Origin of the sequence: Chlorobium ferrooxidans DSM 13031 (assembly GCF_000168715.1) — a bacterium.
Taxonomy (GTDB): Bacteria; Bacteroidota; Chlorobiia; order Chlorobiales; family Chlorobiaceae; genus Chlorobium; species Chlorobium ferrooxidans.
The window spans coordinates 74,637-96,839 of the sequence record NZ_AASE01000003.1; the positions used below are offsets into that span (position 1 = coordinate 74,637).

The 22,203-nt window shown below is 50.6% G+C and carries 22 protein-coding genes; 11 read left to right on the forward strand and 11 right to left on the reverse strand.

The window, feature by feature from the left end:
• Positions 1-59: 59 nt before the first annotated feature.
• The 3 genes from CFERDRAFT_RS02915 to CFERDRAFT_RS02925 all read right to left on the reverse strand — a co-directional run bounded on the left by CFERDRAFT_RS02915 (position 60) and on the right by CFERDRAFT_RS02925 (position 6,379).
• Complete coding sequence (locus CFERDRAFT_RS02915; RefSeq protein WP_040432991.1) at positions 60-752, reverse strand: hypothetical protein; 693 nt, start codon at positions 750-752, stop codon at positions 60-62.
• A gap of 432 nt (positions 753-1,184) precedes the next feature.
• Positions 1,185-4,823, reverse strand: a complete 3,639-nt coding sequence (locus CFERDRAFT_RS02920; RefSeq protein WP_006365791.1) for an ATP-binding protein — start codon at positions 4,821-4,823, stop codon at positions 1,185-1,187.
• A gap of 446 nt (positions 4,824-5,269) precedes the next feature.
• Entirely contained in the window at positions 5,270-6,379 is a 1,110-nt protein-coding gene (locus CFERDRAFT_RS02925) for a UDP-N-acetyl glucosamine 2-epimerase (RefSeq protein ID WP_006365707.1), read from the reverse strand.
• A 59-nt stretch (positions 6,380-6,438) separates the two neighbouring features.
• Here CFERDRAFT_RS02925 and CFERDRAFT_RS02930 point away from each other — a divergent pair, with 59 nt between their 5' ends.
• Positions 6,439-7,392, forward strand: coding sequence for an OstA-like protein (locus tag CFERDRAFT_RS02930; protein ID WP_006365708.1), 954 nt, complete (start codon positions 6,439-6,441; stop codon positions 7,390-7,392).
• Between the two features lie 33 nt (positions 7,393-7,425).
• Here the strand turns inward: CFERDRAFT_RS02930 and CFERDRAFT_RS02935 are convergent, their stop codons facing one another.
• The gene (locus CFERDRAFT_RS02935; RefSeq protein ID WP_006365709.1) at positions 7,426-7,683 is read right to left on the reverse strand and encodes an FmdB family zinc ribbon protein; all 258 of its coding nucleotides are present in this window, start codon (positions 7,681-7,683) and stop codon (positions 7,426-7,428) included.
• Between the two features lie 159 nt (positions 7,684-7,842).
• Here CFERDRAFT_RS02935 and recO point away from each other — a divergent pair, with 159 nt between their 5' ends.
• On the forward strand, positions 7,843-8,628 hold the full coding sequence (gene recO / locus CFERDRAFT_RS02940) for a DNA repair protein RecO (RefSeq protein ID WP_040433015.1): 786 nt from the start codon (positions 7,843-7,845) through the stop codon (positions 8,626-8,628).
• A gap of 119 nt (positions 8,629-8,747) precedes the next feature.
• Entirely contained in the window at positions 8,748-10,043 is a 1,296-nt protein-coding gene (gene hemL, locus CFERDRAFT_RS02945) for a glutamate-1-semialdehyde 2,1-aminomutase (protein ID WP_006365711.1), read from the forward strand.
• A 99-nt stretch (positions 10,044-10,142) separates the two neighbouring features.
• Here the strand turns inward: hemL and CFERDRAFT_RS02950 are convergent, their stop codons facing one another.
• From CFERDRAFT_RS02950 to CFERDRAFT_RS02965, 4 genes are all read right to left on the reverse strand, one after another.
• The gene (locus tag CFERDRAFT_RS02950; protein WP_006365712.1) at positions 10,143-10,478 is read right to left on the reverse strand and encodes a DUF190 domain-containing protein; all 336 of its coding nucleotides are present in this window, start codon (positions 10,476-10,478) and stop codon (positions 10,143-10,145) included.
• Between the two features lie 11 nt (positions 10,479-10,489).
• A complete protein-coding gene (gene crcB, locus CFERDRAFT_RS02955) occupies positions 10,490-10,873 on the reverse strand; it encodes a fluoride efflux transporter CrcB (protein WP_006365713.1) in 384 nt (127 codons plus the stop codon).
• Between the two features lie 78 nt (positions 10,874-10,951).
• Positions 10,952-11,179: a hypothetical protein gene (locus CFERDRAFT_RS02960; RefSeq protein WP_006365714.1), complete on the reverse strand. Its 228-nt coding sequence runs from the start codon at positions 11,177-11,179 to the stop codon at positions 10,952-10,954.
• A gap of 83 nt (positions 11,180-11,262) precedes the next feature.
• A complete protein-coding gene (locus tag CFERDRAFT_RS02965) occupies positions 11,263-11,883 on the reverse strand; it encodes an SOUL family heme-binding protein (protein WP_006365715.1) in 621 nt (206 codons plus the stop codon).
• A gap of 188 nt (positions 11,884-12,071) precedes the next feature.
• Between CFERDRAFT_RS02965 and ruvX the strand changes: the two genes are divergently transcribed.
• The 5 genes from ruvX (at position 12,072) to CFERDRAFT_RS02990 (ending at position 16,439) form a co-directional block, all read left to right on the forward strand.
• Positions 12,072-12,503, forward strand: a complete 432-nt coding sequence (gene ruvX / locus CFERDRAFT_RS02970; RefSeq protein ID WP_006365716.1) for a Holliday junction resolvase RuvX — start codon at positions 12,072-12,074, stop codon at positions 12,501-12,503.
• A gap of 124 nt (positions 12,504-12,627) precedes the next feature.
• Positions 12,628-13,209, forward strand: coding sequence for an orotate phosphoribosyltransferase (pyrE, locus tag CFERDRAFT_RS02975; protein WP_006365717.1), 582 nt, complete (start codon positions 12,628-12,630; stop codon positions 13,207-13,209).
• A 4-nt stretch (positions 13,210-13,213) separates the two neighbouring features.
• Positions 13,214-14,083 (forward strand): prephenate dehydrogenase, encoded by an 870-nt coding sequence (locus CFERDRAFT_RS02980; protein WP_040432994.1) that lies wholly within the window; start codon positions 13,214-13,216, stop codon positions 14,081-14,083.
• The gene (locus CFERDRAFT_RS02985; protein ID WP_006365720.1) at positions 14,080-14,937 is read left to right on the forward strand and encodes an NAD(+)/NADH kinase; all 858 of its coding nucleotides are present in this window, start codon (positions 14,080-14,082) and stop codon (positions 14,935-14,937) included. Before CFERDRAFT_RS02980 ends, CFERDRAFT_RS02985 begins: the two co-directional genes overlap by 4 nt.
• Positions 14,938-14,981: 44 nt before the next feature.
• On the forward strand, positions 14,982-16,439 hold the full coding sequence (locus CFERDRAFT_RS02990; protein WP_006365722.1) for a hypothetical protein: 1,458 nt from the start codon (positions 14,982-14,984) through the stop codon (positions 16,437-16,439).
• 154 nt (positions 16,440-16,593) lie between these two features.
• On the opposite strand, the gene CFERDRAFT_RS02995 is transcribed toward CFERDRAFT_RS02990, so the two are convergent.
• Positions 16,594-17,157 (reverse strand): KdsC family phosphatase, encoded by a 564-nt coding sequence (locus CFERDRAFT_RS02995; protein ID WP_006365724.1) that lies wholly within the window; start codon positions 17,155-17,157, stop codon positions 16,594-16,596.
• A 36-nt stretch (positions 17,158-17,193) separates the two neighbouring features.
• Positions 17,194-18,024: a 3-deoxy-8-phosphooctulonate synthase gene (gene kdsA, locus CFERDRAFT_RS03000; protein WP_006365725.1), complete on the reverse strand. Its 831-nt coding sequence runs from the start codon at positions 18,022-18,024 to the stop codon at positions 17,194-17,196.
• 121 nt (positions 18,025-18,145) lie between these two features.
• Between kdsA and CFERDRAFT_RS03005 the strand changes: the two genes are divergently transcribed.
• From CFERDRAFT_RS03005 to CFERDRAFT_RS03015, 3 genes are read left to right on the forward strand one after another with little or no spacing between them, the layout of a single operon-like run.
• Positions 18,146-19,471 carry an AAA family ATPase gene (locus tag CFERDRAFT_RS03005; RefSeq protein WP_006365726.1) on the forward strand — a complete coding sequence of 442 codons (1,326 nt, stop codon included), beginning with the start codon at positions 18,146-18,148 and terminating at the stop codon, positions 19,469-19,471.
• 55 nt (positions 19,472-19,526) lie between these two features.
• Entirely contained in the window at positions 19,527-20,696 is a 1,170-nt protein-coding gene (locus CFERDRAFT_RS03010; RefSeq protein WP_006365728.1) for a glycoside hydrolase family 3 N-terminal domain-containing protein, read from the forward strand.
• A complete protein-coding gene (locus CFERDRAFT_RS03015) occupies positions 20,693-21,190 on the forward strand; it encodes a SixA phosphatase family protein (protein WP_006365730.1) in 498 nt (165 codons plus the stop codon). The genes CFERDRAFT_RS03010 and CFERDRAFT_RS03015 overlap by 4 nt, the downstream gene beginning before the upstream one ends.
• On the opposite strand, the gene CFERDRAFT_RS03020 is transcribed toward CFERDRAFT_RS03015, so the two are convergent.
• Entirely contained in the window at positions 21,187-22,188 is a 1,002-nt protein-coding gene (locus CFERDRAFT_RS03020; RefSeq protein ID WP_006365729.1) for an NAD(P)H-dependent glycerol-3-phosphate dehydrogenase, read from the reverse strand. The two genes, CFERDRAFT_RS03015 and CFERDRAFT_RS03020, sit on opposite strands and share 4 nt — an antisense overlap.
• Positions 22,189-22,203 lie beyond the last annotated feature (15 nt).

The window sequence follows — 22,203 nt, forward strand, 5'->3', positions numbered from 1 at the left end:
GTATGGAGCATAACAGTCTTGATACATCTTTATTTTCTCGCTTTTAATTCAGTAAATGACTAAATACCACTATCTTCCCCACAAATAAAGCTTTTACTTATCTTATTGTTTTGCATAAACTTTTTAGCAGTCTTTGCCTTTTTTAATGCCCTCACACAGGTAGCTTTAAGACTTTTTATGTCATCAACATCCAATGCTATACTTATATTCTTACTCCCCTCAAGATTATCAAAGTACAATCTAAACGTAAATGAAATAACTGACCCTTGTATTTCCGTTGCCGAATCGTCAAATATTGGCCTTATATCTGTCAATATTTTCGCACTCTGATATAAGTTCGCATAATCGTATGAAAGATCTAAAGCTTTTACTATAGACTTTACGTTATTGATCGTAAACAGTCTCTCTATGTGTGGCTGCAAATCTTTCCAATCAGAAATCTGTTTTTCCGTCCAGCCTGATTCCGTTGATTCTATCCCAGATAGTAATCCCTCAAGAAGGATTTTTATTTCCAAGTTTCTTTGACGGCAAAGCGTATAAATAGAAATAAGTAAACGACTTATAGCCTTCGCCTCATACGTTTTCCTGTGAAACACCTTGAGAAGTAATTGATCTAACTGGATCGGCTTGATAAGAAGAACTTCAGGAGCAGATAATTTTTCAACCAATAGCAGGATTACACTTGGTCCGAGGTCTCTAAGTACAGCCAAATCACTTAGCTGCTCAACCCGAGGAACAATTTTTAGCGCCATTTAAGTATTTTTTTTACCTGACACTTTCGAAAGGACTTTCCCTTTATTCCCTGTTTAATGCGTATGAGCGGTATTAAGTTCACTTAGCTGTTTAAGCGGCGTTAAAAGTAGCTTACTTGTAATTTAAAACAAATCCTAAAAACCCAATAATCTAAACGCAAAAAATATCACGAAACAACTTACTCACACATAAGACGTAATCTATTGCTGTAAAATGCTCAACTAGAACCTCGTACTTAAAGAAAAAGATACTGAATCCCTTAAACTACTTTTTTGGAATCAGATAGCAAATAACAGTTCGCACATCACACAGTTACAGCAAGCAATCTAAAATAGAGTTTTTCGGCATTGATGACCTTGAAACAATCAAGGAATCATTGCCATGAAAAGGACAAAATTCCCCGATGGGTAGTTTGCTTTTGCTCATAGTCTTTAAGCATCAATTCGCTGAACACCCCATGCACGAGGACCATCATAACTAAAACCAAGAAAACAAGTTATTGGAACGTTTTCGTCTTTTCCAAATAGAACACCAGCACGAGCTGGAACAAAAAAAGCAAAAACACCACCGTCTAGCTCTATTAGGCCTTTCTGCGGACCGTCAATCGAAGCGATACGACCATTAATTCTATCTAACGAGTTAGTTAGTTCCCAAAAATCCCCATCCCATTCTCCGAGTTGACTTTGGTGAATCAATGTTGCTACCCCATCACCTCTACCCACCCATTCGAAGCTGCGCGTTCGATCTCTTCTGAATCGAGCAAGCATACGGCATTCTTCTAATGCACGCTCAGCATCAGCCGCACCCTGATTAGATCCTTTAAGTGCTCGCAATGTGTGCAAGACATATAAGTAATATGCTGCATCAAGAGCTCCAGTGTTAACCTTCCAGTAGCTAACCTTCTCAATAATTGAATCAAGTGAAGGGGGCGTATGTGATTGTCGAATAACACGTAACCACAATCGCAAACTAGTCGTATCGTAGACATCTTCCTCTAAATTATCCTCAAGCAGTGTTCGAATGCGATCAGTCTCCTTGTCAGTTAACTTTTCCCAAACACCATCACGTCTTCGAAGGATGGTCCAGACAAGCTGTCTCCTTACTGCCGACTTGGCAACTTCTGGTCGGGATAATAAACTATCCCATGCCTGAAGAGCAGTCTGGTAGTTACCATAAATACGTTGAAGTCTGGCACGACATTCAAGAACATACTTGCTAGGATCTTCACCTGCGAACAGATGCTGTACCTGATCTAGCAGATCCTCTGCTCGTTCCAATGCCTGTTTCAAAAAAGGATTAGTTTCAGGTCGAGCCAGCACTTCACGGATAACATCTTGTCTATGATTCCCTGCACGATCTACAAGATCAATCAACATCTGAACCTCGCTTATGTAGCCGTGTTCCATATCAGAACGCAAATTACGAGCAATCTCAAAACTCTCACTTGCATCTTTTGCTGTTTCAACAATCTGAGCGACAGTTGCTCCTGCATCCCAATCCGCTTTCAACTTCTGCCGTAGAACCATTCCTCGCATATGATGAAGTATGTGGTCGCTTGACTGCAATGAAATCGCAAAATCAATACACTTCAGCGCTTCGTCGTACTCCCCATTTAGTCCTAAAAATCGTCCGAGATGTGCATGAAAATGAGCTTCGAGCGGAAAACATGTGGTAAGATGACGAAGAAGATCAATCTTTCCATTGGATGAGGGAATATCTTCAACCAGCTGAGCAAATCTACGCTGAGCCGCCCTCTCAGTACCCAATACTTCAATATTATCGCGATAAACAAAAACTCTTCGAACTAACTCAAGCAACCGGTCGCTCGACGTACGTTCATCCCCCCGACAAAAGTCAGCAAAGTCCTTACCACGAGTCGAAAGTGCTTGTCGCCAGACGGCATCACGCTGTTGATTATCTATCGGCACCATTACCTGTTGCATTATCTCAAGAGCTATCAGGTGATGGGCTGTTCGCCACTCTCCCGGCTCCATTTCAACCAGAAGATCCAGTGCTGGTGATTTGTTGTCAGCAAACGCAGCATGGAAATCGATTGTCTTCGATTGAGGTAAGCCCAAAAGCCTCGCAAATGCTTGAACAGGCACCGACTGTTGCCCGTAATAATGAGCCATTGCAATATAAACAAGAATACGTTGTTGCTTTTCTGTGAGACTACCAATCCTTCTGTCCACGTACAGCTCAAGACCTCGAAAATCCTTTCCGAAAGCTGTGAGCCCAAAAAAGAATGCATTTCGTTGAGGGTTGTTGCGATGCCGAGCCAATTCATTGAGCTGTACCTTCTTAAATGGAACCTCTTTGCCATAAGCATCCCTGAAACGATCTGCCTCAGCATCAGTAAGTTGTGAATCGAGCCAAAACTGACGATTCCCTGGCTTTTGAGATTGGAAGCGGCGCAGGACTTGCAGCAAAACCACAGGAGTATGATTTGCCTTTAGAAATTCGTATAGATCATCTATTTCACGCTCTGAATGCTGACCACCATCGACAATGACTAAAATGCTACTCTCCGTTAGCGCAGCGATCTTACTAATCCTTTCGGCGGTATCTTGGGGTGAGCAACTTTTTAATATGCAGACAGGTATACTACCATGTAGATCCCAAGCAACTCTTCGGCCAACTGTTGATCCGCCACTACCTGGTAAATGGTAAAGATTGATCCGAATCGTCTGTCGTCTCTGTAGATCAGCTTCTATTTGACGACGCAACAACTGTGTACAGTCCCTGTCGCAGTCATGCCTCAGATGTAAGTTTCTCCATGAAACCTCTGCACCCCTTCGGAAATTGGCGGGATCATCATTACCTTTCAACCCTGAATTTCGATGTACAAGTTCTAGGTCCTCGCTCAACCACAAAAAATCGCTCGCATCAACCTCTATCGGAGCTCCAGACAAACTCGGGAGAACACAACGATCATCATTTGCATTCTGCTGATCTGCATAGTGGACTGCAATGCCATTGCAAAGGCAACGAAAACTCATCTTAACAAACGTTGCTCCGGCGTCCTCAGCAATTGACTCAAAAGATGGTGCATCTATAGAAACAACAACAACTTCCACAGTATCACCAAAAGCGCCATAGAGTTCCTCAATCAAAGTCCTTAGATGGTTACTCAAAGTGGGGTTCGACCAGAGTAACATCGCTACCACCGGCGAAGGACTGATGTCACGAGCAAGCCGATCTAATTGAATTGATATTTCTCGTTTGTAAGACTTCAGCCAATCTCTGTGATTACCAACTGCCAAAGTTTCACTACGTCCGTATAAACCACGAGCAAAAAACCAGTGTGTACCTGGTTCCGGTTGCACACGATATTCTCCGCGAACGACTCGATGAATAACTCGATGCCGACTAATAGAGCCACCTATACAACTCAGAAATCCAGATATGTCGCTTTTTGGGTCGAAGTCAATAACTGCTCGCCAAGGTGGAATACCCAACGCATGAACTGGTGCCGATGCAATTGACGAAACGTAATCTAAAGCCAATAAATATTTTGTCCCATATTCAAAATGATGTACTGCATCGAAAAACCGAAGCCAAGTGTCCTCACTCTGTCCCTCTGGTATTCCCACATCCCCATTCTGAAACCAAGTCCAAATCCGCCTAAGTTCCGAACCAACGGCTCTATCATTCTGAGTACCTCTGCGGTAATAAACCACTCCCGCTTGCAATCCATCGTAGTCTTTAACTGGAGTATACGGCCCATCCTTTTCAACCGGTATCTCAAGTATGCCAATCTGCTTCCCATCAAACTCAATAGGAGTGTAAACAAATCGCGGATTTGGTTGTACTCGACCATTACCAAACGCATCTTGCAGCTCAACATCATCAAGCTGACAACTCATTCCAACAACAGTAGATCCTGACTCTGGTGTCCAACGTACCCCAAAAACGATATAAGCAGTAACATCTCGAGGTGTATTCGCCATCGCCAGGACGTCTTTAACAAATGCATTACGAGAACCCTTAAGATCATACCCTTCTGCTTTAAAGTCCAATGACTCACTTTCAGCGCGGGAGATAATTTGTCTTAATTCAAATTCTTTCATCTAAGTTTATTTTTATCCTAAACATTAGCCGTATGCTAAGATGATTATACTCGATAGAAAAGCCATGATTAAATACGAGCTCATCTGAAAGGAATAAAGATCAGAATACTTTATCTCGAAATTTAACTATTAGATGTGACAAGATTAATGAATCCTATCTAGGGCTGAATGTGCAACGCCTAATGACATTCAATAAAAACTTATCGAGATGCCAGTGTAAAGCTCAATAAAAAAATATACTTCAAAAAGCCCTTATCAACACACGAAAAAATATGGATTTCACAAAAGTCATACGTCGAACCATCGATTAAAACTTAAGGCGATGTAATGCAAAAAGATGGAGTTCTCACCCGACAGGTCGGGTTCGAAATGACATGAAGTGGGAATAATTACGGTAGAAGCGATGAAGGTGCAGGCAAGTCCTGCACCAGCTCAATAAAAGCAGTTCAGAGCAGCCGGTCGAGGACGGCGACGATGCGGGGGGCGGAGGCACCATCCCATTTTTCGGGGATTTTGGAGCGGCTGGTGATGTGCTGGTGCGAGCCGGGATGGAGAATGTCGTGGATGCGGCTCTTGATATCCTCTTCGTCGAGGCCGACAAGCACGTTGGTACCGATTTCAATGGTGGATGGGCGCGCTGAAGTATCCATCATGGTAAGACAGGGCACATTCATCACCGTCGCTTCGGCCTGAAGCTCTTCAGTGTCGGTAAGCAGAAGCATCGAGTCGCGAAGCAGGGTAAGGAGCCCGGCATGAGAGGGGGGCTCAATCAGCTTCAGATTCTCTATAGCGATGAATTCCGCATCAAGCAGATTCTCTTTAAGCAGGGCGTCAAATCCGGCAATACGCGGCATGACCACTGTTATGTTGGTGGCAAGTTCCGTCAGCACCCGAAGCAGCATCCCGATATGCTCTTTACCAGCGGAGAAAACGCCCTGTCCGAGGAGCATCAGTGCATATTTCTTCGGTTTTATCCCTTTAACCGGAACAGCGCTCTCCTTGTTTGCCTGCTCCATAAGGCGGACAAGGGAGTCGATTGAAAGGTTGCCTGAATAGAAGACCTTTTCATCGGCAACGCCCTCATTGATGAGATTGTACTCACCGCTGTGTTCGCTGACAAAGTGGAACTCGGCCATGGCGTCAATAACAACCCGGTTGACCTCTTCGGCATCAGAGCGTTCATAGCTTCGCAGCCCCGCATCGACTGCGGCTACCTGCATGCCGAGCTTGGCTGCGGTCACCGCAGCACCAAGAGCAACATTATCGCTGCCGCAGACCAGCACGAGATCGGGTTTTTCACTGAGAAGAATGGCCTCCATTCCGGTCATAACGGAGGCAAGCTGATGAACCGCAGAACCTTCGGGAAGGTAAATGGTCCGGACGTCGTCACCGATCCCAAAACATGCCGCCAGGTCACTGCTGAGCGGCCTGGCACCTTTTGCAGAAACAAGAAGGGCTACCGGCTGGTAGGCTCCGTTTTTTTTCAGGGCATCATAGAGCGGTGCAAGCGAAAGTATGCCGGGCCTGCTTCCGGCGGCAAGGAGTAATTTTTTCACAGTAAAAACAAAGCTTTGTTACATTAGAGAGCAAGGCACAACATAACCATCAGATCTCCATGCGAAAATTTATTCCGGTCAGCATATTGTTCGCCTGCATCATGCTTGCGCAAACAGTAGTGCTTCCGGTTCTGCACCATAATACACTCAGGGCGGAAAAAAAGAAAATTATTCTCGAGCATGCCGATACCATTGAGGGCGGAGAGAGTGAAGTGGGCAGCTTCCGTTCGGTCATTGGCAATGTACGCTTCCTGCACGACAACATAACCCTCAAATGCGACCGGGCCACCAATTACGAAGCAGAAAACAGGATCGTTCTTACCGGCAACGTCTACATTACCGACAACGCTTACGAGATTTACAGCGACAGCGGTGTCTACTGGCCTGACAGAGAGACCGGCGAACTGAGCGGCAACGTCCGGAGCCGGATGCTCAACAGCTCACTTGCAGCCAAAGCCCGTAAAGCAGTGCTCAACAAAGGCACCAGCCAGATCTGGCTTTACGATGACGCCATAGCCTGGCATGATCGCAAGCAGATCAGTGGCGACATTATCCTATTGCATCTCAAGGAGGCAACGTCAAGTGCAAAGCGTCGTCATATTGATGAGATGCAGGTGCAGGGAAGTGCCTTTTTTGCATCCCTTGACACCCTCTCCCTTTCTCCACAGGTTTATGACCAGCTTGGAAGCAGAAAAATGGTTATCCGGCTGAACGACAACTCAAAAATAACCGGCATAACCGCCACCACCGAAGCCGAAAGTCTCTATCATCTCTATGACGAAACGCGCAAACCCTACGGAATCCACTACTCAAGCGGCAATGTGATACGGATGCTCTTCACTGACGGCATACTGAAGCAGGTCCGGGTAATCGGCAATGTTGAAGGGAAGCAATACCCCGAGCGGCTCCGGGGTGACAAAAGCATCAACCTCTCAAAGTTTGTCTGGCGGGAGAGTGAAAATCCGTTTACATCAGGAAAAGAGAAAAGCCTTCCGGGGAAGGCTTTTCAATAATCTGATCTTCAGGGAATAAGGCGGCCATGAATGCTATTTTGCCAATGGGCAGGAGCCGGATGAACAGGAGCCGGTCGAGCAGGGTGATGGAGCCGGAGCTGGCTTGCTGGCGTTATAGTCGGTTTTGTAAAAGCCGGAACCCTTGAGCACAAATCCGCCATCGGCGCTGATAACGCGCTCAAAGGTCTCCTTTTCGCATTTCGGGCAAATGGTCAGCGAGGCATCACTCATTTTCTGGACTATTTCAAGTTCATTGCCGCAGCTTGAACAGCGATATTGATAGGTTGGCATAAGATAATTTCACTCCTTGATTTATTCGTGTTCTGACTATTATGAGATAGGTAAGTCCCCGTTTTTTTCGGGGTAGATCCATGTAAAAAAGTGCTTCCGCCCTATTCAGGCAGGGCTAATGTATATACTGATAATTGCGAAAATAAAAAAGCTGAAGCCGTGATCGTCAAAACCAGAGCCGTGATTCTTCGGGAGGTCAAATACCGCGACCAGTCGAAGATCTGCGCCCTCTATACCCGCGAATTCGGTAAAATTTCCGTCATCATCAAAGGGGCACGCAATCCTAAAAACAAACTCTCGGGGCTCTTCAGTGCCGGAAATGTGGTTGACGTGGTACTCTATAAAAAACAGAGCCGGGATATTCAGCTTGTCAGTGATGGTAACCTTGTTTTAAGTCCGATGGTTCCCGATCCGGATATGGAGCGCTTTGCCGTGCTCTACCAGATTATTGATCTTATCCGCACAGGCACGGAGAGCGACGAGAAAAACCTCCCCCTCTTCACCCTGCTTGCCGGAACCCTCCAGCAGCTCTACCGAAGCGGTGTCAATTTCCGTCAGCTCCATGCATGGTTCCTGCTCCGGCTTGTCTCTCTGATGGGATTTCAGCCCTTGTTGAGTAACTGTGTCTTCAGCGGAGAGGATCTCACGACGGCAATCAGGGAGATGAAGCTGACGGAGCTCTATTTTGTCATGAACCCCGGCGGGCTTGCCCTGCCTGCAGCCGCCATCCAGAGCAGCATAAAAAAGCGGCTTATCCCGGTGCGCCTCGCCGAACAACTGGCGGCCCTTGCCTCCGCCCGCCATCCCGCAGGTGACACCTTCATCTCTTCACCGGAAGATATCGATACCCTCTGCTCGCTGCTGCAGGAGTATTGCGCGCTGCATATGGAGCACTCCCGGTCGCGCAAAAACATCTCAATCGTTGAACAAATCCTTGTTAAATAGTGCATCCCGAGCCGGTATCCGTGGTTTTGGGGTTTTATATCTGCCGGACTATTTCTATCTTAAGATTCATTTTATTACTCTCATAACCTCTTGTTCAATCCTAAACAGATCTGTCCAACATGCCTCAACTAACCAAATCAGCTGAACTCTTTGAAAAAGCAAAGAAGTTTATTCCCGGCGGCGTAAACTCTCCGGTACGGGCATTCAAATCCGTTGGCGGAACACCGATCTACATGGCTAAAGGCTCAGGCGCATACCTGACCGATGTTGACGGTAACACCTATCTTGACTATGTCGGATCGTGGGGCCCCTTCATTCTCGGCAGCATGCACCCGAGAATCACGGCCGCACTTGAATATACCCTGAAAAACATCGGCACCAGCTTCGGCACACCGATCGAGATGGAGATTGAAATTGCCGAGCTCCTCTGCAAAATTGTCCCGTCACTTGAAATGGTCCGTATGGTCAACAGCGGAACCGAAGCCACCATGTCCGCCGTACGCCTTGCAAGAGGCTACACCGGCCGCGATAAAATCATCAAATTTGAAGGGTGTTACCACGGTCACGGCGACAGCTTCCTCATCAAGGCAGGTTCAGGTGCCCTTACGCTCGGCGCGCCCGACAGCCCGGGTGTCACCAAAGGCACGGCACAGGATACCCTTAATGCAACCTACAACGATATCGAGTCGGTAAAACTGCTCGTTAACGAGAACAAGGGTAATATTGCCGCCATCATCATTGAGCCTGTGGCAGGCAACACCGGTGTTATTCCGGCAAAACCCGGCTTCCTTGCTGATCTTCGCACGCTCTGCGACCAGGAAGGGATCGTACTGATTTTCGACGAAGTGATGTGCGGTTTCCGCGTAGCACTCGGCGGTGCTCAAAGCCTCTACGGCGTTACCCCTGATCTCACCACCATGGGCAAGATCATCGGCGGAGGCCTTCCTGTCGGCGCATTCGGCGGCAAGCGCAAGCTTATGGAGCGTATTGCTCCCCTCGGCGACGTCTATCAGGCAGGTACCCTTTCAGGCAACCCGCTGGCACTGACTGCAGGTCTTGAAACCCTGAAAATCCTTATGGAAGAGAACCCCTATCCGGAACTCGAAAGAAAGGCGCAGATCATTGAAGCCGGCTTCAGCGACAACCTGAAGAAACTCGGTCTGAACTATGTGCAGAACCGTGTAGGCTCGATGTCCTGCCTCTTCTTTACCGAAACACCGGTAGTCAGCTATGCAAGTGCCATCACGGCCGACACCAAAAAGCACGGCAAGTACTTCCACTCCCTGCTTGATCAGGGCATCTACACCGCGCCTTCACAGTTTGAGGCGATGTTCATCAGCTCGGTTCACACCGATGCCGATCTGGAAAAGACCATCAAGGCAAACTACAATGCGCTTGTCGAGTCCCAGAAGTAACCCGTTCCGTCAACAGAAAGAACAAAAAAAGGGAGGCCTCACGGCTTCCCTTTTTTTGTTACAGACAATTCAGTCTCTCCCGGCAGTTACTGCACCTCGTTATTCAATAATCCCGGATTGCACCTGCTCGCGGGTAACCATGACCCTTCCTGAGGCATCGCGCACCATCTGTTCGACCTTCGGCAGAAAGCTCTCTATCTTTTCCGGAAAGTCAACAATTTCGATGACCATGGGCAGGTTGGTACCGAACTCCATGATTTTGGAGGTTTTAATCAGCATGTCGTGACCGTAGGAGAGCACTCCTTTCAACGCCGTTGCTCCGGCAAGACCATGCAGACGGGCTTCGCGCACAATCTCTTCATAGAGCGGATTGTGACCGAAACGAACCTGTTCACCGACAAAGATGCGCAGCAGTTCTGAACTGTGAAATTCCATAATTGACTCCTTTATGACCAGATTTTTGCAAAAAGCATTCCCGAGTAAAGTGCAATGAGACCTCCGGCGATACTGCCGAAAAGGTAGAGCCCGGCGTAGAAGAGCTGACCATCCTTCATCAGCGATGCATGCTCATACATATAGGCGGAAAAGGTGGTAAAGCCTCCGCAGAAGCCGGTCACCATAAAGAGCCGTGCTTCAGGAGAGACCAGGGTGGTCGAAACTGCAAGCTCGCTCAATAATCCGATAAGAAAACTGCCGAGCATGTTGACCGCAAAGGTTGAAAAGGGAAAGCCCGGAGCAAGCGGAAGAAAGAGCAGCGCCACCCCGTAGCGGGCCACAGAGCCGAGAAACCCGCCCGCACCAACCAGTGCAACTGCTCCAAGATGCTTCATCACGCTTCTATTCGATTCCGACCACCGCCCAACACAGCAATCAACGCTCGCAGCAGATTTTTAACGGGGTCCATAATGTTAGCGGTCATCGCCTGTCTGCCTCCCCTCAATCCTCTTGTGCGCACAGCACATCTCATCAAGAATGCCGAGCAGGGTGTTGAAAATACCGAGAGCGATGATCGTCGGTGCCCAGAGTCCGATAAATATAGCAATCAGCTCATGGTTAACCCCTGTGCCGAAAATAAAGATGTAGATCGAGAGCAGTATCGAAAGCGTTGCAGTCAGAAAATAGTAGAGCGGCTTCATACTGATGGTTTGATTAAGTGAGCGGTAGTTTATAAAAGGTAATAATAATCAGACGAGGAAAAAACCTCAAGGCGGCATCGGCCTTACTCAACATCAATCTGCACCTCGTTGCGGCGAAGGAACGGAATGGTCCATGGAGGATCGTAGCTTGCCGCCCTGGGAGCAGAAAGTGACCGGAACCCTCTCTTCCCGAGCCATACCGTCAGCTTTTCGGCATAACTCCGGAGATTGCTTTCGGAATGGAGTCCTGAATAACTGATGACCGCAACCTTTTTTGCTCCGACCTCACGAAAGGTTACGGACGGGTCAAGAGGCTCGGGAAGTGAAGCAAGGGTTGATCCTTCAGGCATCACGAACGACATCACCCAGGAGTTCCCCTGCTTCTGCTGCAGCACCGGAGCGGTCATGGAGAGTTTCTCCGAAGCAGGCTCCTGAAGCACGGGAGCAGTCATGGAAAACTTCTGTTTTGAGCGGTTCTTGCCGAAAATATAGCCCGCAAGCCGGCTGAAGGCCTGACCGCTTGACTGGCCGTACCCTCCATCAACAACCGTTTCAGCCAGAACCATCCCGCCATACTGCCTGATTTCGATCTCCCCCTCTTTCTCCAGCACCGTAAACGGTGGCTCGGCTGATTCCCGCTTGCCCAGTACCGAACAGCCTGCAAGCAGCAGACTGGTCATCAGCAATAGTGACCATGCACCCATAAGTGCCTCCCTTCTGTTGAATTGTTGAACAAAACGATCTTATGAATGGAACACCCGCAAGAGCAAAAAGGTTTAGCTGTCAGGAGTATGCCTGCTAATAACCGGGTACGCCCGCTATGAAAAAATAGCCGTCATAGTTATATCTTTGATTGATACATCACCATTATGCAATCCTTCTAACTCTGCTCATGAGCTTTACTCTTAAAAAAAGAGTGATCGCCATCGATTACGGTACCAAGCGAATCGGTGTGGCAAAAAGCGACCCGCTCCAGCTCTTCGCCCAGCCTGTCGGCACCGTCGATCGGGCCGGACTTTCCGGAATGCTTGAAGAGATGCTCCGCAGTGACGAGATCGGCAGGGTAATCATCGGTTACCCACTGGGCGGAAACGGCGAAACAAACGCCATGACCGGCGTTATTGACCGCTTTATAGAAGATCTGCTCGTGGAGTTCCCCCAACTGATGATTGAACGGGTCGATGAACACCACTCATCAAAAGATGCCCGCAAGATCCTTGCAGCTTCCGGTAAATCAAGAAAAGTGCGACAGGAAAAGGGGAGAATCGACAGTGCCGCCGCATGTGTACTGCTTACCGAGTATCTGGAGTCCCGCAACCGGTAGAGATTCTGCTCCAATCCTGACGAAAGGATCGGAAAAGCAGGAGTTTTTCATTTAGCTTTTCGGCACTGCTTCTTTATCTTTAGGGCATAGAACTCTTGTTGACACTCTTAGCCCATTACCATTCATGAGTACTTCTGCACTGCTTGACACCTTCAAATCTACCGGAGCTCTGCTTGACGGTCATTTCAGGCTCACTTCAGGACGGCACAGCAATACCTATTTTCAGTGCGCAAAGGTACTGCAGCATCCGGAACACCTCGAAGCGGTCTGCAGCCTTATCGCCGGGCATTTCAGCGGTAAGGGAGTCGAAACCGTCATATCCCCGGCTATTGGAGGAATCGTGGTCGGAACAGAGGTGGGACGCCAGCTCGGTGTAAAAACCATTTTCGCTGAACGCAAGGAGGGCGTGATGACCATTCGACGCGGGTTCACGCTTGAACCGGATGAACGGGTGGTGGTGATTGAGGATGTTATCACCACAGGGGGGTCGGTCGCCGAGGTTATTGCGCTTGTCAAGGCGGCCGGAGCAACACTGGTCGGAGTCGGATCGGTGGTTGACCGCAGCAATGGCCGCGTAAGGCTTGCTGACGACCAGTTTTCAGTGCTTTCGATGGAAGTGATCAGCTACACCCCTGAGGAGTGCCCTCTCTGCAGACAGAATGTGCCGATTGATGCCCCCGGAAGCCGGGCAAACAAGCAAAACTAACGGCATGACCGAGCAGCCACCTATCAGAAATATCTCGTTTATCGGTCTCGGGTTGATCGGCATGTCGCTCTTGCGGGCAATAAAGCTTTCGCCGCTTTCCCGTGAGAGTAAAATCTTTTTTCAGGGATTTGACCCATGCTTCACCGATAGTGACCGCACCACGGTTGAAGCACTCGGTCTTGACCGGTTTACCGCAGAGAAGTCTCTGCTCTACAGCGCCGACCTGATAATCCTTTCGGCTCCGGTCGAAATCAACATCGCCCTGCTTGAGGAGATCAAACAGTTTGCGCCTCCCTCAACACTGGTCAGCGATGTATCAAGCACAAAGTCGCTGATCGCCCGTAAAGCACGGGAGCTTGAGCTGAACTTTATAGGCATGCACCCGATGGCCGGCAAGGAGCAGCAGGGATATCGTGAAAGCCACGAGGAGTTGCTGCATGGCCGGCGCGTGATCCTTTGTGACGACAAGGGCGTGCTCGAAGAGCCGAAAGGGCGATTCCTCATTGCACTGCTTGAGTCGGCAGGATGCACAACACTCTCGATGAACGCCGAAGAACATGATCTCGTGGTTGCAAAAACAAGCCATCTGCCCCAACTGCTCTCGACCCTCCTGATGAATCACTGCGGCGATTCGATCAGCAAAACCGGACCGGGCTTTGCGACTCTGGCCCGGCTTGCAGGAAGCCCATGGCAGATCTGGCGGGACATTATTGCAACCAACAGTGACAACATTGCAGCGGAGCTTGACCGGTTTGCCGTCGAACTTACGGCCCTGTCAGAGGAAGTACGCTCTCTCAACCTTGAACAGCTTGAATCGCGCTTCGATGAAGCCAACCGGCTTTATCAAACCCTTAAAGAGATGAACCGCTCATGAAATTTGCGATTGTTGTCAATGTTTCAAGGGAGAACGCACTTGATCTCGCCAGGGAGCTTGCCCTCTGGCTCGATAAACGGGGTGTCGAGTATGTTTTCGAAACCCTTTCAGCCGAAAAGCTGCATATAGCACGATCAGCGCCGATTGAGGAGCTGAACCGGCAGTGCGATGCATTCATCTCGCTGGGAGGGGATGGCACGCTGCTCTTCGCATCCCACTACGCCATGACCAAACCGGTTATCGGCGTCAATGTCGGCTATCTCGGTTTTTTAACGGAGTTCACCCAGGCTGAAATGTTTTCGGCAATAGAAAAGGTTCTGAACAACACCTATACGATCCATAACCGCTCACAGCTTGAAGCCTCTCTTTCAATCGACGGGAATGTACAGCAGTTACGGGCTTTGAATGATGTGGTGATTGAAAAGGGGGCCTATCCCCGCATTCCGACCTTTGTCATAAAGCTGGACGGGGAGCTGCTCAGCTCCTACCGCGCCGATGGCATCATCATTGCTACCTCAACCGGCTCAACAGCTTACTCCATGTCTGCCGGCGGACCGATCATCGCCCCGAAATCGAGTGTCTTTGTCATCACACCGATCTGCCCGCACATGCTGACCGTCCGGCCGATTGTTATCAGTGACGAAAAGATAATCGAAGTCTCTGTTGATGCTCCTGACGGGGAGTTTCCGCTCAACTGCGACGGCCATCTGGTCAGAATGCTTGACCCCCGCAAAGTGGTCACGATAAGAAAATCACCGGAACCGGTCCATCTCGTCGCCAATGAAAAACGGGATTACTGCGAGATCCTGCGGACCAAACTGCTCTGGGGACGCGAGCATAATTTCGGCCTCTGAGCGGGCACTTCTCACCTTCAATCCATTCGGCGCAACCGATCTTTATGCGTAATACTATCAGTTCCGGCACTCTCCACCATCTCCTCGGCATTCCTGCTGAAACTCCGCTCAGCATTGAGGGGATGTGCCGCAAAATCAGGCCGGTCATCTACCCCGCACCTTTGCTCCCGGTTCGCCTTGAACAGTTCTGCCTTGCACTGGTTTCGGCGATGAAGTCACTGGAGATTACCGTACTCTCTGAAGAGGAGGCCTCGGGCAGTGACGGGCGGTTCCTCCCCGGTACGGTTGTCTTTGCTCCGGGCTCTTTTACCGACGATATGCTCGCCATCAACCGGGTTTCAACGCTCTACAACAATATCATTGTCGGCATCTACGACGAACCGCCGCCGCTTACCACCGAGGCCCTCCCGCAGGAGCGACTTGACGCAATAGTCGGCAGGCTTGCCCGCGACATGGTGCATATCCTGATCTTTGTCACCGACCGTTCATGGACCATCTGCACCATGAACGGGGGTGTCGTAACCTTCAACACGCCACTTCCTGCGGTGGAGGATGTCCGCTGCACGCTGGTGCCGAAACTTACGGCACAGGTTGTTCCTCCCAGACCTGAAGATCTTGATATGAAACCTGGTGCGCTTGAGACCGACACACCTCTGTTTCGGACTGTGGGCAATGATTTTGCACAATGCAGCCGACTGTGGCGCGATAACCACTGCCTGCTCACCCACACCTCCACCGCCGGGCTTGCATACCGAAGCGATTTTTACAAGCGGATCGTTGCCCGCTATCTCGACCAGCGCAGCGGTATGAGCTACGGATTCTTCGCCCGGCAGCTCCCGGTCGCGGTGCAGCCGGCAACCCTCTGCAGTGATGAAACAGGGAGTGAGGAGCGTGAAATTGAGAACGGAAGCACGGTGCGGATTCTGGCAGCAGGTAAAACCTTCCTTGTGCCGGTTCCGGAGGTGAGCGTTATCACAACCCGATCCGGATGCAGGAAGCATCATCTTGACCCTCAGCATGATCTGGTGGAAATCGGTATAAGCGGAGGCAGAGCATGGCTGAAGACCCCTGCTGGTGTTTCACCTTCGGGCGGCGCCAAGCCGTCGTTCGACACCCTGACTATTCTGGCCCACGCACTGGGAAATGCCATAACGGCGAGCATCCTCCTGAGACTCAGGCCGGATGCGCTCTTCCCGGTTCATCTTGGCCGCTACGGGGCATCCATGACCCACTGGCATGACTACCCGGATATGGAGATGCTTCCGGAAGGGTACTATCTGCATGGAGCGGAGAATCCTCCTGTCTCCTGCTCTACGCCGCAATCAGCAGCCTACAGCCTGCTGGGGAAGATAGAGGCCCTTGAGCAGGCACTTGAAAACGGAGCAGAGTACCGGGGAGATGTGCACATTGAACCAAATCACGGCACCAATATTGTCGGCCTGCTCACTCTGGCGGAAACCGCAGTTATCCTCAATCCTGAAGCCGTAGCCGAAATCCGGTAAGATCGCTCCCGCCAACCCGTTGTCATTTCGACCATTCCACATTTTTATCTCACCCTCCCCATGTCATCCCGACTGAAAGGAGAGATCTCTTCTTCCGTATCTGTTCCAATCAGATTCCTCTCTTCGTTCGGAATGACAACCGCCAACCAGCCACTCAGCTCTCCGTTTCACTCTCCTCCTGAGGCTGCTCGGTGTAGATCCACTTTCCCTGCTGGGCGAGAATCAGTTCGATAATCTCCCGCAAACACCCATTACCGCCTTCATAACCGGCAATGTAGCCGACACGGTTTCTGAGATAATCAGCCCCATCAATCGGGGTAACGGGCAGGCCGGCTTTTGCAAGTACGGCAATATCGCCGATATCGTCACCGATGTATGCACACTCCTCGTCCGTGAGCCCGTGAGCATCACGGAAACTCTCGTAGGCCTTCAGAAGATCCCCTGAATTGAGCGAGAGATCGCTTACACCAAGATTTTCGAGCAGTGGCCGATAGGCTTCGGCATCCCGCCCGGAGATGACGGCAATCATCAACCCCTGTTTCAATCCCTCCCTGATAGCCACGGCATCTCTTACCGAAATTGAGCAGAGCTCGCCTCCCCGGCTGTCAAAGGTGATCCTTCCGCCGTTGAGGACTCCGTCAACCGGAAAAACAACTGCCCGGACAATTTTGAGTGCCTGCTCTATGCGTGTTGATGGATCGGCCTGTGAAGGCTGCATCCCGAAATATTGAAAACCGGCCACAGGTATAGTGGTTTAGAGTGAATGAAGCGACTGCACACACCGGTAAAGATGGAGCAGTTGTTTGACAATAGTTCCGAATTCATCAAGAGCAACCTGTGTGGCTGCATCCGACAGTGCATTCGATGGATCGGGATGAACCTCGAAGAAGAGACCGTTCACCCCCGCTGCGACCGCCGCCCGTGCAAGAGGCATCATATACTGGCGCTCTCCGCCCGAAACACCATTGCCCGCGCCTGGAAGCTGAAGGCTGTGCGTTGCGTCATAGATGACCGGGTATCCTGATTCAGCCATTTTGGCCAGACCACGGAAATCAACTACAAGATTGTGATAGCCGAAACTTGATCCCCGTTCGGTCAGCATGACCCTCTGGTTACCCGTCCCGGCCACCTTGGCAGCGGCAAGCGCCATATCTTCCGGGGCCATAAACTGCCCCTTCTTGATGTTGACGGCAAGCCCGCTCTCTCCGGCAGCAACAAGCAGTTCGGTCTGGCGGCAGAGAAAGGCCGGTATTTGCAGTACATCAACATAGCGGGAGGCAAGCGCAACATCCCTGGTTTCATGCACATCGGTCACTACCGGCATCCGGTAGGTAGTGCGGATTTCGTCAAGTATTTCAAGCGCCTCAACATCACCGATACCGGAGAAAGAGGAGCCGGAAGTGCGGTTTGCCTTGCGGTAGGAGCCCTTGAAAATAAAACCTACCCCTTCGGCTCTGCTGATACGCTGAAGCTCTTCGGCTGTTTTTACCGCCATTGCCCTGTTTTCGATCAGACAGGGTCCGGCAATAATGAGCGGAGCTGAGGAATCCGGAATGGAGAGTGAACCGATCGAGAACTTTTGCACGTTGTTACCCGTTATACTTTTATGGCTTAAAGCTCTATGCCTCTTGTGACTTTGATAATTTAAGCCTTAAATTTACAACAATATTTCTTATTCACAGTCCGTAATCAAATACCGGAAAACTATGGGCATCGCTGATACGAAACAACGGCTGGAGGAGATTGAAAAACAGCTTGCAAATCTTATCGAGGAGCAGACTGTCATCAAGGCCCGGTGGGATAGCGAAAAAGAGCTGATACAGTCCTCCCGCACCCTTAAATCGCAGATAGAAGAGCTCCGGGTTCAGGCCGAGGAGTTTGAGCGTCAGGGCGATTATGGCAAGGTTGCAGAGATACGCTATGGAAAAATCGCACAGATTGAACATGATCTTGAAGAGAACCGCCTGAAAATTGAAGAGAAGAAGGCCGGAGGCGACCTGATCATGAAAGAGGAGATTGATGCGGAGGATATAGCCGATATTGTCTCCAAATGGACAGGAATACCGGTCAGCAAGATGCTGCAGGGTGAGCGCCAGAAGCTGCTCCTGATTGAACAGGAGCTGCATAAACGGGTGATCGGGCAGGAGGATGCTGTCACTGCGGTCAGTGAGGCGGTAAAACGCTCCAGGGCGGGGATGGGGGACGAGAAGCGCCCTATCGGCTCCTTTATCTTTCTCGGGCCGACCGGTGTCGGCAAAACCGAGCTTGCCCGTGCTCTTGCCGACTATCTCTTTGATGATGAGGACTCCATGATACGCATCGACATGAGCGAATATATGGAGTCCCACACCGTAAGCCGGCTGGTCGGAGCACCTCCCGGCTATGTGGGTTATGAGGAGGGCGGGCAGCTTACCGAAGCAGTACGGCGCAAACCATTTTCCGTTGTGCTGCTTGACGAGATAGAGAAAGCGCACCCGGACGTCTTCAACATCCTCCTGCAGATACTTGACGATGGACGCCTGACCGACAGCAAGGGACATACGGTGAACTTCAAGAACACCATCATCATCATGACCAGTAATATCGGCGCACAGATGATCCAGGCCGAGATGGGAAAACTCGATGGTGTAAACCGTGACGCTCTGCTTTCGGGCCTCCAGGAGAAGCTCTTCCAGCTGCTGAAACAGCAGGTGAAACCGGAGTTTCTCAACCGTATTGACGAGATCATCCTCTTCACGCCGCTCACACGCGAAGAGCTGAAAAAAATTGTGATCATACAGTTCGACCGTATCAAAGAGACCGCAATGCGCCAGCGCATCAAACTGACCATTACCGATGGTGCCCTTGAATGGGTTGCCAATGCGGGGTTTGACCCGGCATTCGGCGCCCGGCCTCTCAAACGGGTTATGCAGCGCAAGATCACCAACAGGGTTTCGGAACTTATCCTCTCCGGAGCGGTAGAGGAGGGGGATGAGGTTGCCGTTGATCTCTCCGGAGGAGAGCTGACCATCACTGGTAATAAGGCCGGATAAAAAGATACATTCAGTAGCCGGGGCCTGACTTGCATGGTGAAGCAGGCCCCGTAAGATGAACAAAAAACCCGTTAACTCCCTTGCTGCAACACCGACATTCATGAAAAAAAGCTTTCTGACGGTTGCAGCGCTCTTCCTGCTGCTTACCTGCTCCCTTCCGGCGTTCGCTTCCGAGAGAACGGACAGCCTTGCCATAAAAATCGGCCAGATGGTGATGATCGGCTTCAGGGGACTCTCGGTGGCAGAATCTCCCGGCATTGCTGAAGATATCCTTGAACGTCGGATCGGCGGCGTTGTGCTCTTTGACTATGACGTTCCACTGCACGCACCATCCAGAAACATCAGCAGCCCTGAACAGCTCTCGCTCCTGACGCTTGAACTGCAAAAGCTCTCGGCCATCCCCCTCCTGATCGGTATTGACCAGGAGGGAGGAAAGGTCAACCGCCTCAAGCCGAAGTTCGGATTTCCCCCGAGCGTTTCGGCTGAGCATCTCGGAACCCTCAACAATCCCGACAGCACAACCACCGCTGCCGCCCTGACGGCCCGGACATTGCAGGCAATGCATATCGGGCTGAATTTTGCCCCGGTAGCTGATCTGAATGTCAATCCGGACAATCCGGTTATCGGAAAGCTCGGGCGAAGCTTTTCGGGTGATCCTGAGATTGCCGTCCCGAATATCCGGCTGACGGTCAAAACCTTCAACCGCGAGGGTATCATTGCCACTCTGAAGCATTTTCCGGGGCACGGCAGTTCAACGACCGATACGCACAAGGATTTTACCGATATAACGAACAGCTGGTCCGAGAAAGAGCTTGAGCCCTACCGCGCCATGATTGCGTCCGGTTACCGCGACGCGATCATGACCGCGCATGTCTTCAACGCAAAACTTGATCCGATCTATCCGGCAACGCTTTCAAAATCAACCATCACCGCTCTTCTCCGCAAAAAGCTCGGATTCAGGGGTGTGGTTATCAGCGACGATATGCAGATGAAGGCCATCGCAGACCGTTACGGGCTTGAAGAGGCCATCCGGCTGGCCATTGATGCCGGTGTGGACCTTCTGCTCTTCGGCAACAACACCTCATGGGACCCGGAAATTGCCACGAAGGCAACGGAAATTATCCGATCCCTTGTTGAGAAAAGAGTGGTAACACCCCGACGTATCGACCTGTCTTACCGGAGAGTCATGGAGCTTAAAAAACAGTACCTCAAACCCCGCACATGAAAACCATCTGCCTTGTCCGTCATGCAAAATCAAACTGGGCGGATGCTCAGACAGGCGATTTTGACCGGTCTCTGAACAGTCGGGGAGAGCACACCGCTTCACTCATGGCCGCAATGCTGAAGGCAATGGGAGTAGCCGCCGATCTTGTCATCTCCAGTCCGGCAAACAGGGCTATCTCTACAGCAGAGCTCTTCTGTGAAATCCTTGATTACCCGAAGGAGAAGATCGTCAGGCGAATGGAGATCTACGAGGGAAGGGCTGACCAGATTCTTGCCATCATACAGGAGATGGCCGAAAGTGTCGAAACAGCCGTGATCTTCGGGCACAATCCGACCATTACGGAGTTTGCAAACCTGCTTTCAGCTGCTCACATGGAGAGTATGGAGACCTGCGGCATGGTAAGGATCGATCTGGAGATCGCGATGTGGAAGGATGCGGCTTACGGCAAGGGGAAAAAGGTCTGGTATGAGTACCCGAAGCGTAAAACCGATTAATCCCGTTCCGATTTGGGATCACGGGTCATGAGCTCAAAAATAGCCTGCCGGGCAGGCTTGCGTTCAAAGAGCATCTCATAGACCGCCTGGGTAATAGGCATTTCAACTCCGAGTCTGCTGCTGAGATCATAAACCGCTTTTGAGCTGAGCACACCCTCTGCAACCATATTCATCTGGCTGATGATATCATCAAGTGTGCGGCCCCGGCCTATCTCTTCGCCGACATAACGGTTTCTGCTGTGGCGTGAGAGGCAGGTAACAACCAGATCGCCGATCCCCGAAAGTCCGGAGAGGGTGACAGGATCCCCTCCAAGCCGTATGCAGAGCCTTGAGATTTCGGCAAGTCCTCTCGTGATAATTGCCGCCTTGGCGTTATCTCCATACCCTATGCCATCGGAGATACCGGCAGCAATCGCAATGATGTTCTTGACCGAACCGGCGGTTTCAACCCCGATGATATCGTTATTGACATAGACACGGAACATGTTGGTACGAAAGAGCTCCTGCACAATCTCAGCCGTCCGTAGCGACGGTGAGGAGGCAACCACGGTCGTGGGCTGCTCTTTTGCTACCTCTTCGGCATGGCTCGGTCCATAGAGCGCTGCAACCTGTGCGGGCTTCAGAGAGGGGAGCACTTCAAGCAGAACTTCCGACATCCGCTTACCCGTTCCAACCTCGATACCCTTGGCAACATTGACCAGAATTTTACCGTCGAGTGACGTCGTACAAAAACCGGTAACCGTCTCCCGCAACGCCTGGGATGGCACGGCCGTAACGATCACTTCGGCCCAGGAGATCAGTTCAGGAAGGAGATCGGCAACATCAAGTGAGTCCGGAAAAGCCACGCCCTTCAGATAGCGTTGATTTTCACGCTCCGCCCTGAGCTTTGCCGAGAATTCCGGGCGGTGCGCCCAGAGGCGGACAGGATAACCTTTCGAAGCAAGAAGTACGGCAAGTGTGGTGCCCCAGCTTCCGGCACCAAGTACAGCAATATTCATCGGATAATCAGGCCG

What these genes read in the sequence shown, in the direction of transcription:
- CFERDRAFT_RS02915 (WP_040432991.1), bottom strand. Translation starts at nt 752, where the DNA reads ATGGCGCTAAAAATTGTTCCTCGGGTTGAGCAGCTAAGTGATTTGGCT.
- CFERDRAFT_RS02920 (WP_006365791.1), bottom strand. Translation starts at nt 4,823, where the DNA reads ATGAAAGAATTTGAATTAAGACAAATTATCTCCCGCGCTGAAAGTGAG.
- CFERDRAFT_RS02930 (WP_006365708.1), top strand. Translation starts at nt 6,439, where the DNA reads ATGCGAAAATTTATTCCGGTCAGCATATTGTTCGCCTGCATCATGCTT.
- CFERDRAFT_RS02935 (WP_006365709.1), bottom strand. Translation starts at nt 7,683, where the DNA reads ATGCCAACCTATCAATATCGCTGTTCAAGCTGCGGCAATGAACTTGAA.
- hemL (WP_006365711.1), top strand. Translation starts at nt 8,748, where the DNA reads ATGCCTCAACTAACCAAATCAGCTGAACTCTTTGAAAAAGCAAAGAAG.
- CFERDRAFT_RS02950 (WP_006365712.1), bottom strand. Translation starts at nt 10,478, where the DNA reads ATGGAATTTCACAGTTCAGAACTGCTGCGCATCTTTGTCGGTGAACAG.
- crcB (WP_006365713.1), bottom strand. Translation starts at nt 10,873, where the DNA reads ATGAAGCATCTTGGAGCAGTTGCACTGGTTGGTGCGGGCGGGTTTCTC.
- CFERDRAFT_RS02960 (WP_006365714.1), bottom strand. Translation starts at nt 11,179, where the DNA reads ATGAAGCCGCTCTACTATTTTCTGACTGCAACGCTTTCGATACTGCTC.
- CFERDRAFT_RS02965 (WP_006365715.1), bottom strand. Translation starts at nt 11,883, where the DNA reads ATGGGTGCATGGTCACTATTGCTGATGACCAGTCTGCTGCTTGCAGGC.
- ruvX (WP_006365716.1), top strand. Translation starts at nt 12,072, where the DNA reads ATGAGCTTTACTCTTAAAAAAAGAGTGATCGCCATCGATTACGGTACC.
- pyrE (WP_006365717.1), top strand. Translation starts at nt 12,628, where the DNA reads ATGAGTACTTCTGCACTGCTTGACACCTTCAAATCTACCGGAGCTCTG.
- CFERDRAFT_RS02980 (WP_040432994.1), top strand. Translation starts at nt 13,214, where the DNA reads ATGACCGAGCAGCCACCTATCAGAAATATCTCGTTTATCGGTCTCGGG.
- CFERDRAFT_RS02985 (WP_006365720.1), top strand. Translation starts at nt 14,080, where the DNA reads ATGAAATTTGCGATTGTTGTCAATGTTTCAAGGGAGAACGCACTTGAT.
- CFERDRAFT_RS02990 (WP_006365722.1), top strand. Translation starts at nt 14,982, where the DNA reads ATGCGTAATACTATCAGTTCCGGCACTCTCCACCATCTCCTCGGCATT.
- CFERDRAFT_RS02995 (WP_006365724.1), bottom strand. Translation starts at nt 17,157, where the DNA reads ATGCAGCCTTCACAGGCCGATCCATCAACACGCATAGAGCAGGCACTC.
- CFERDRAFT_RS03005 (WP_006365726.1), top strand. Translation starts at nt 18,146, where the DNA reads ATGGGCATCGCTGATACGAAACAACGGCTGGAGGAGATTGAAAAACAG.
- CFERDRAFT_RS03010 (WP_006365728.1), top strand. Translation starts at nt 19,527, where the DNA reads ATGAACAAAAAACCCGTTAACTCCCTTGCTGCAACACCGACATTCATG.
- CFERDRAFT_RS03015 (WP_006365730.1), top strand. Translation starts at nt 20,693, where the DNA reads ATGAAAACCATCTGCCTTGTCCGTCATGCAAAATCAAACTGGGCGGAT.
- CFERDRAFT_RS03020 (WP_006365729.1), bottom strand. Translation starts at nt 22,188, where the DNA reads ATGAATATTGCTGTACTTGGTGCCGGAAGCTGGGGCACCACACTTGCC.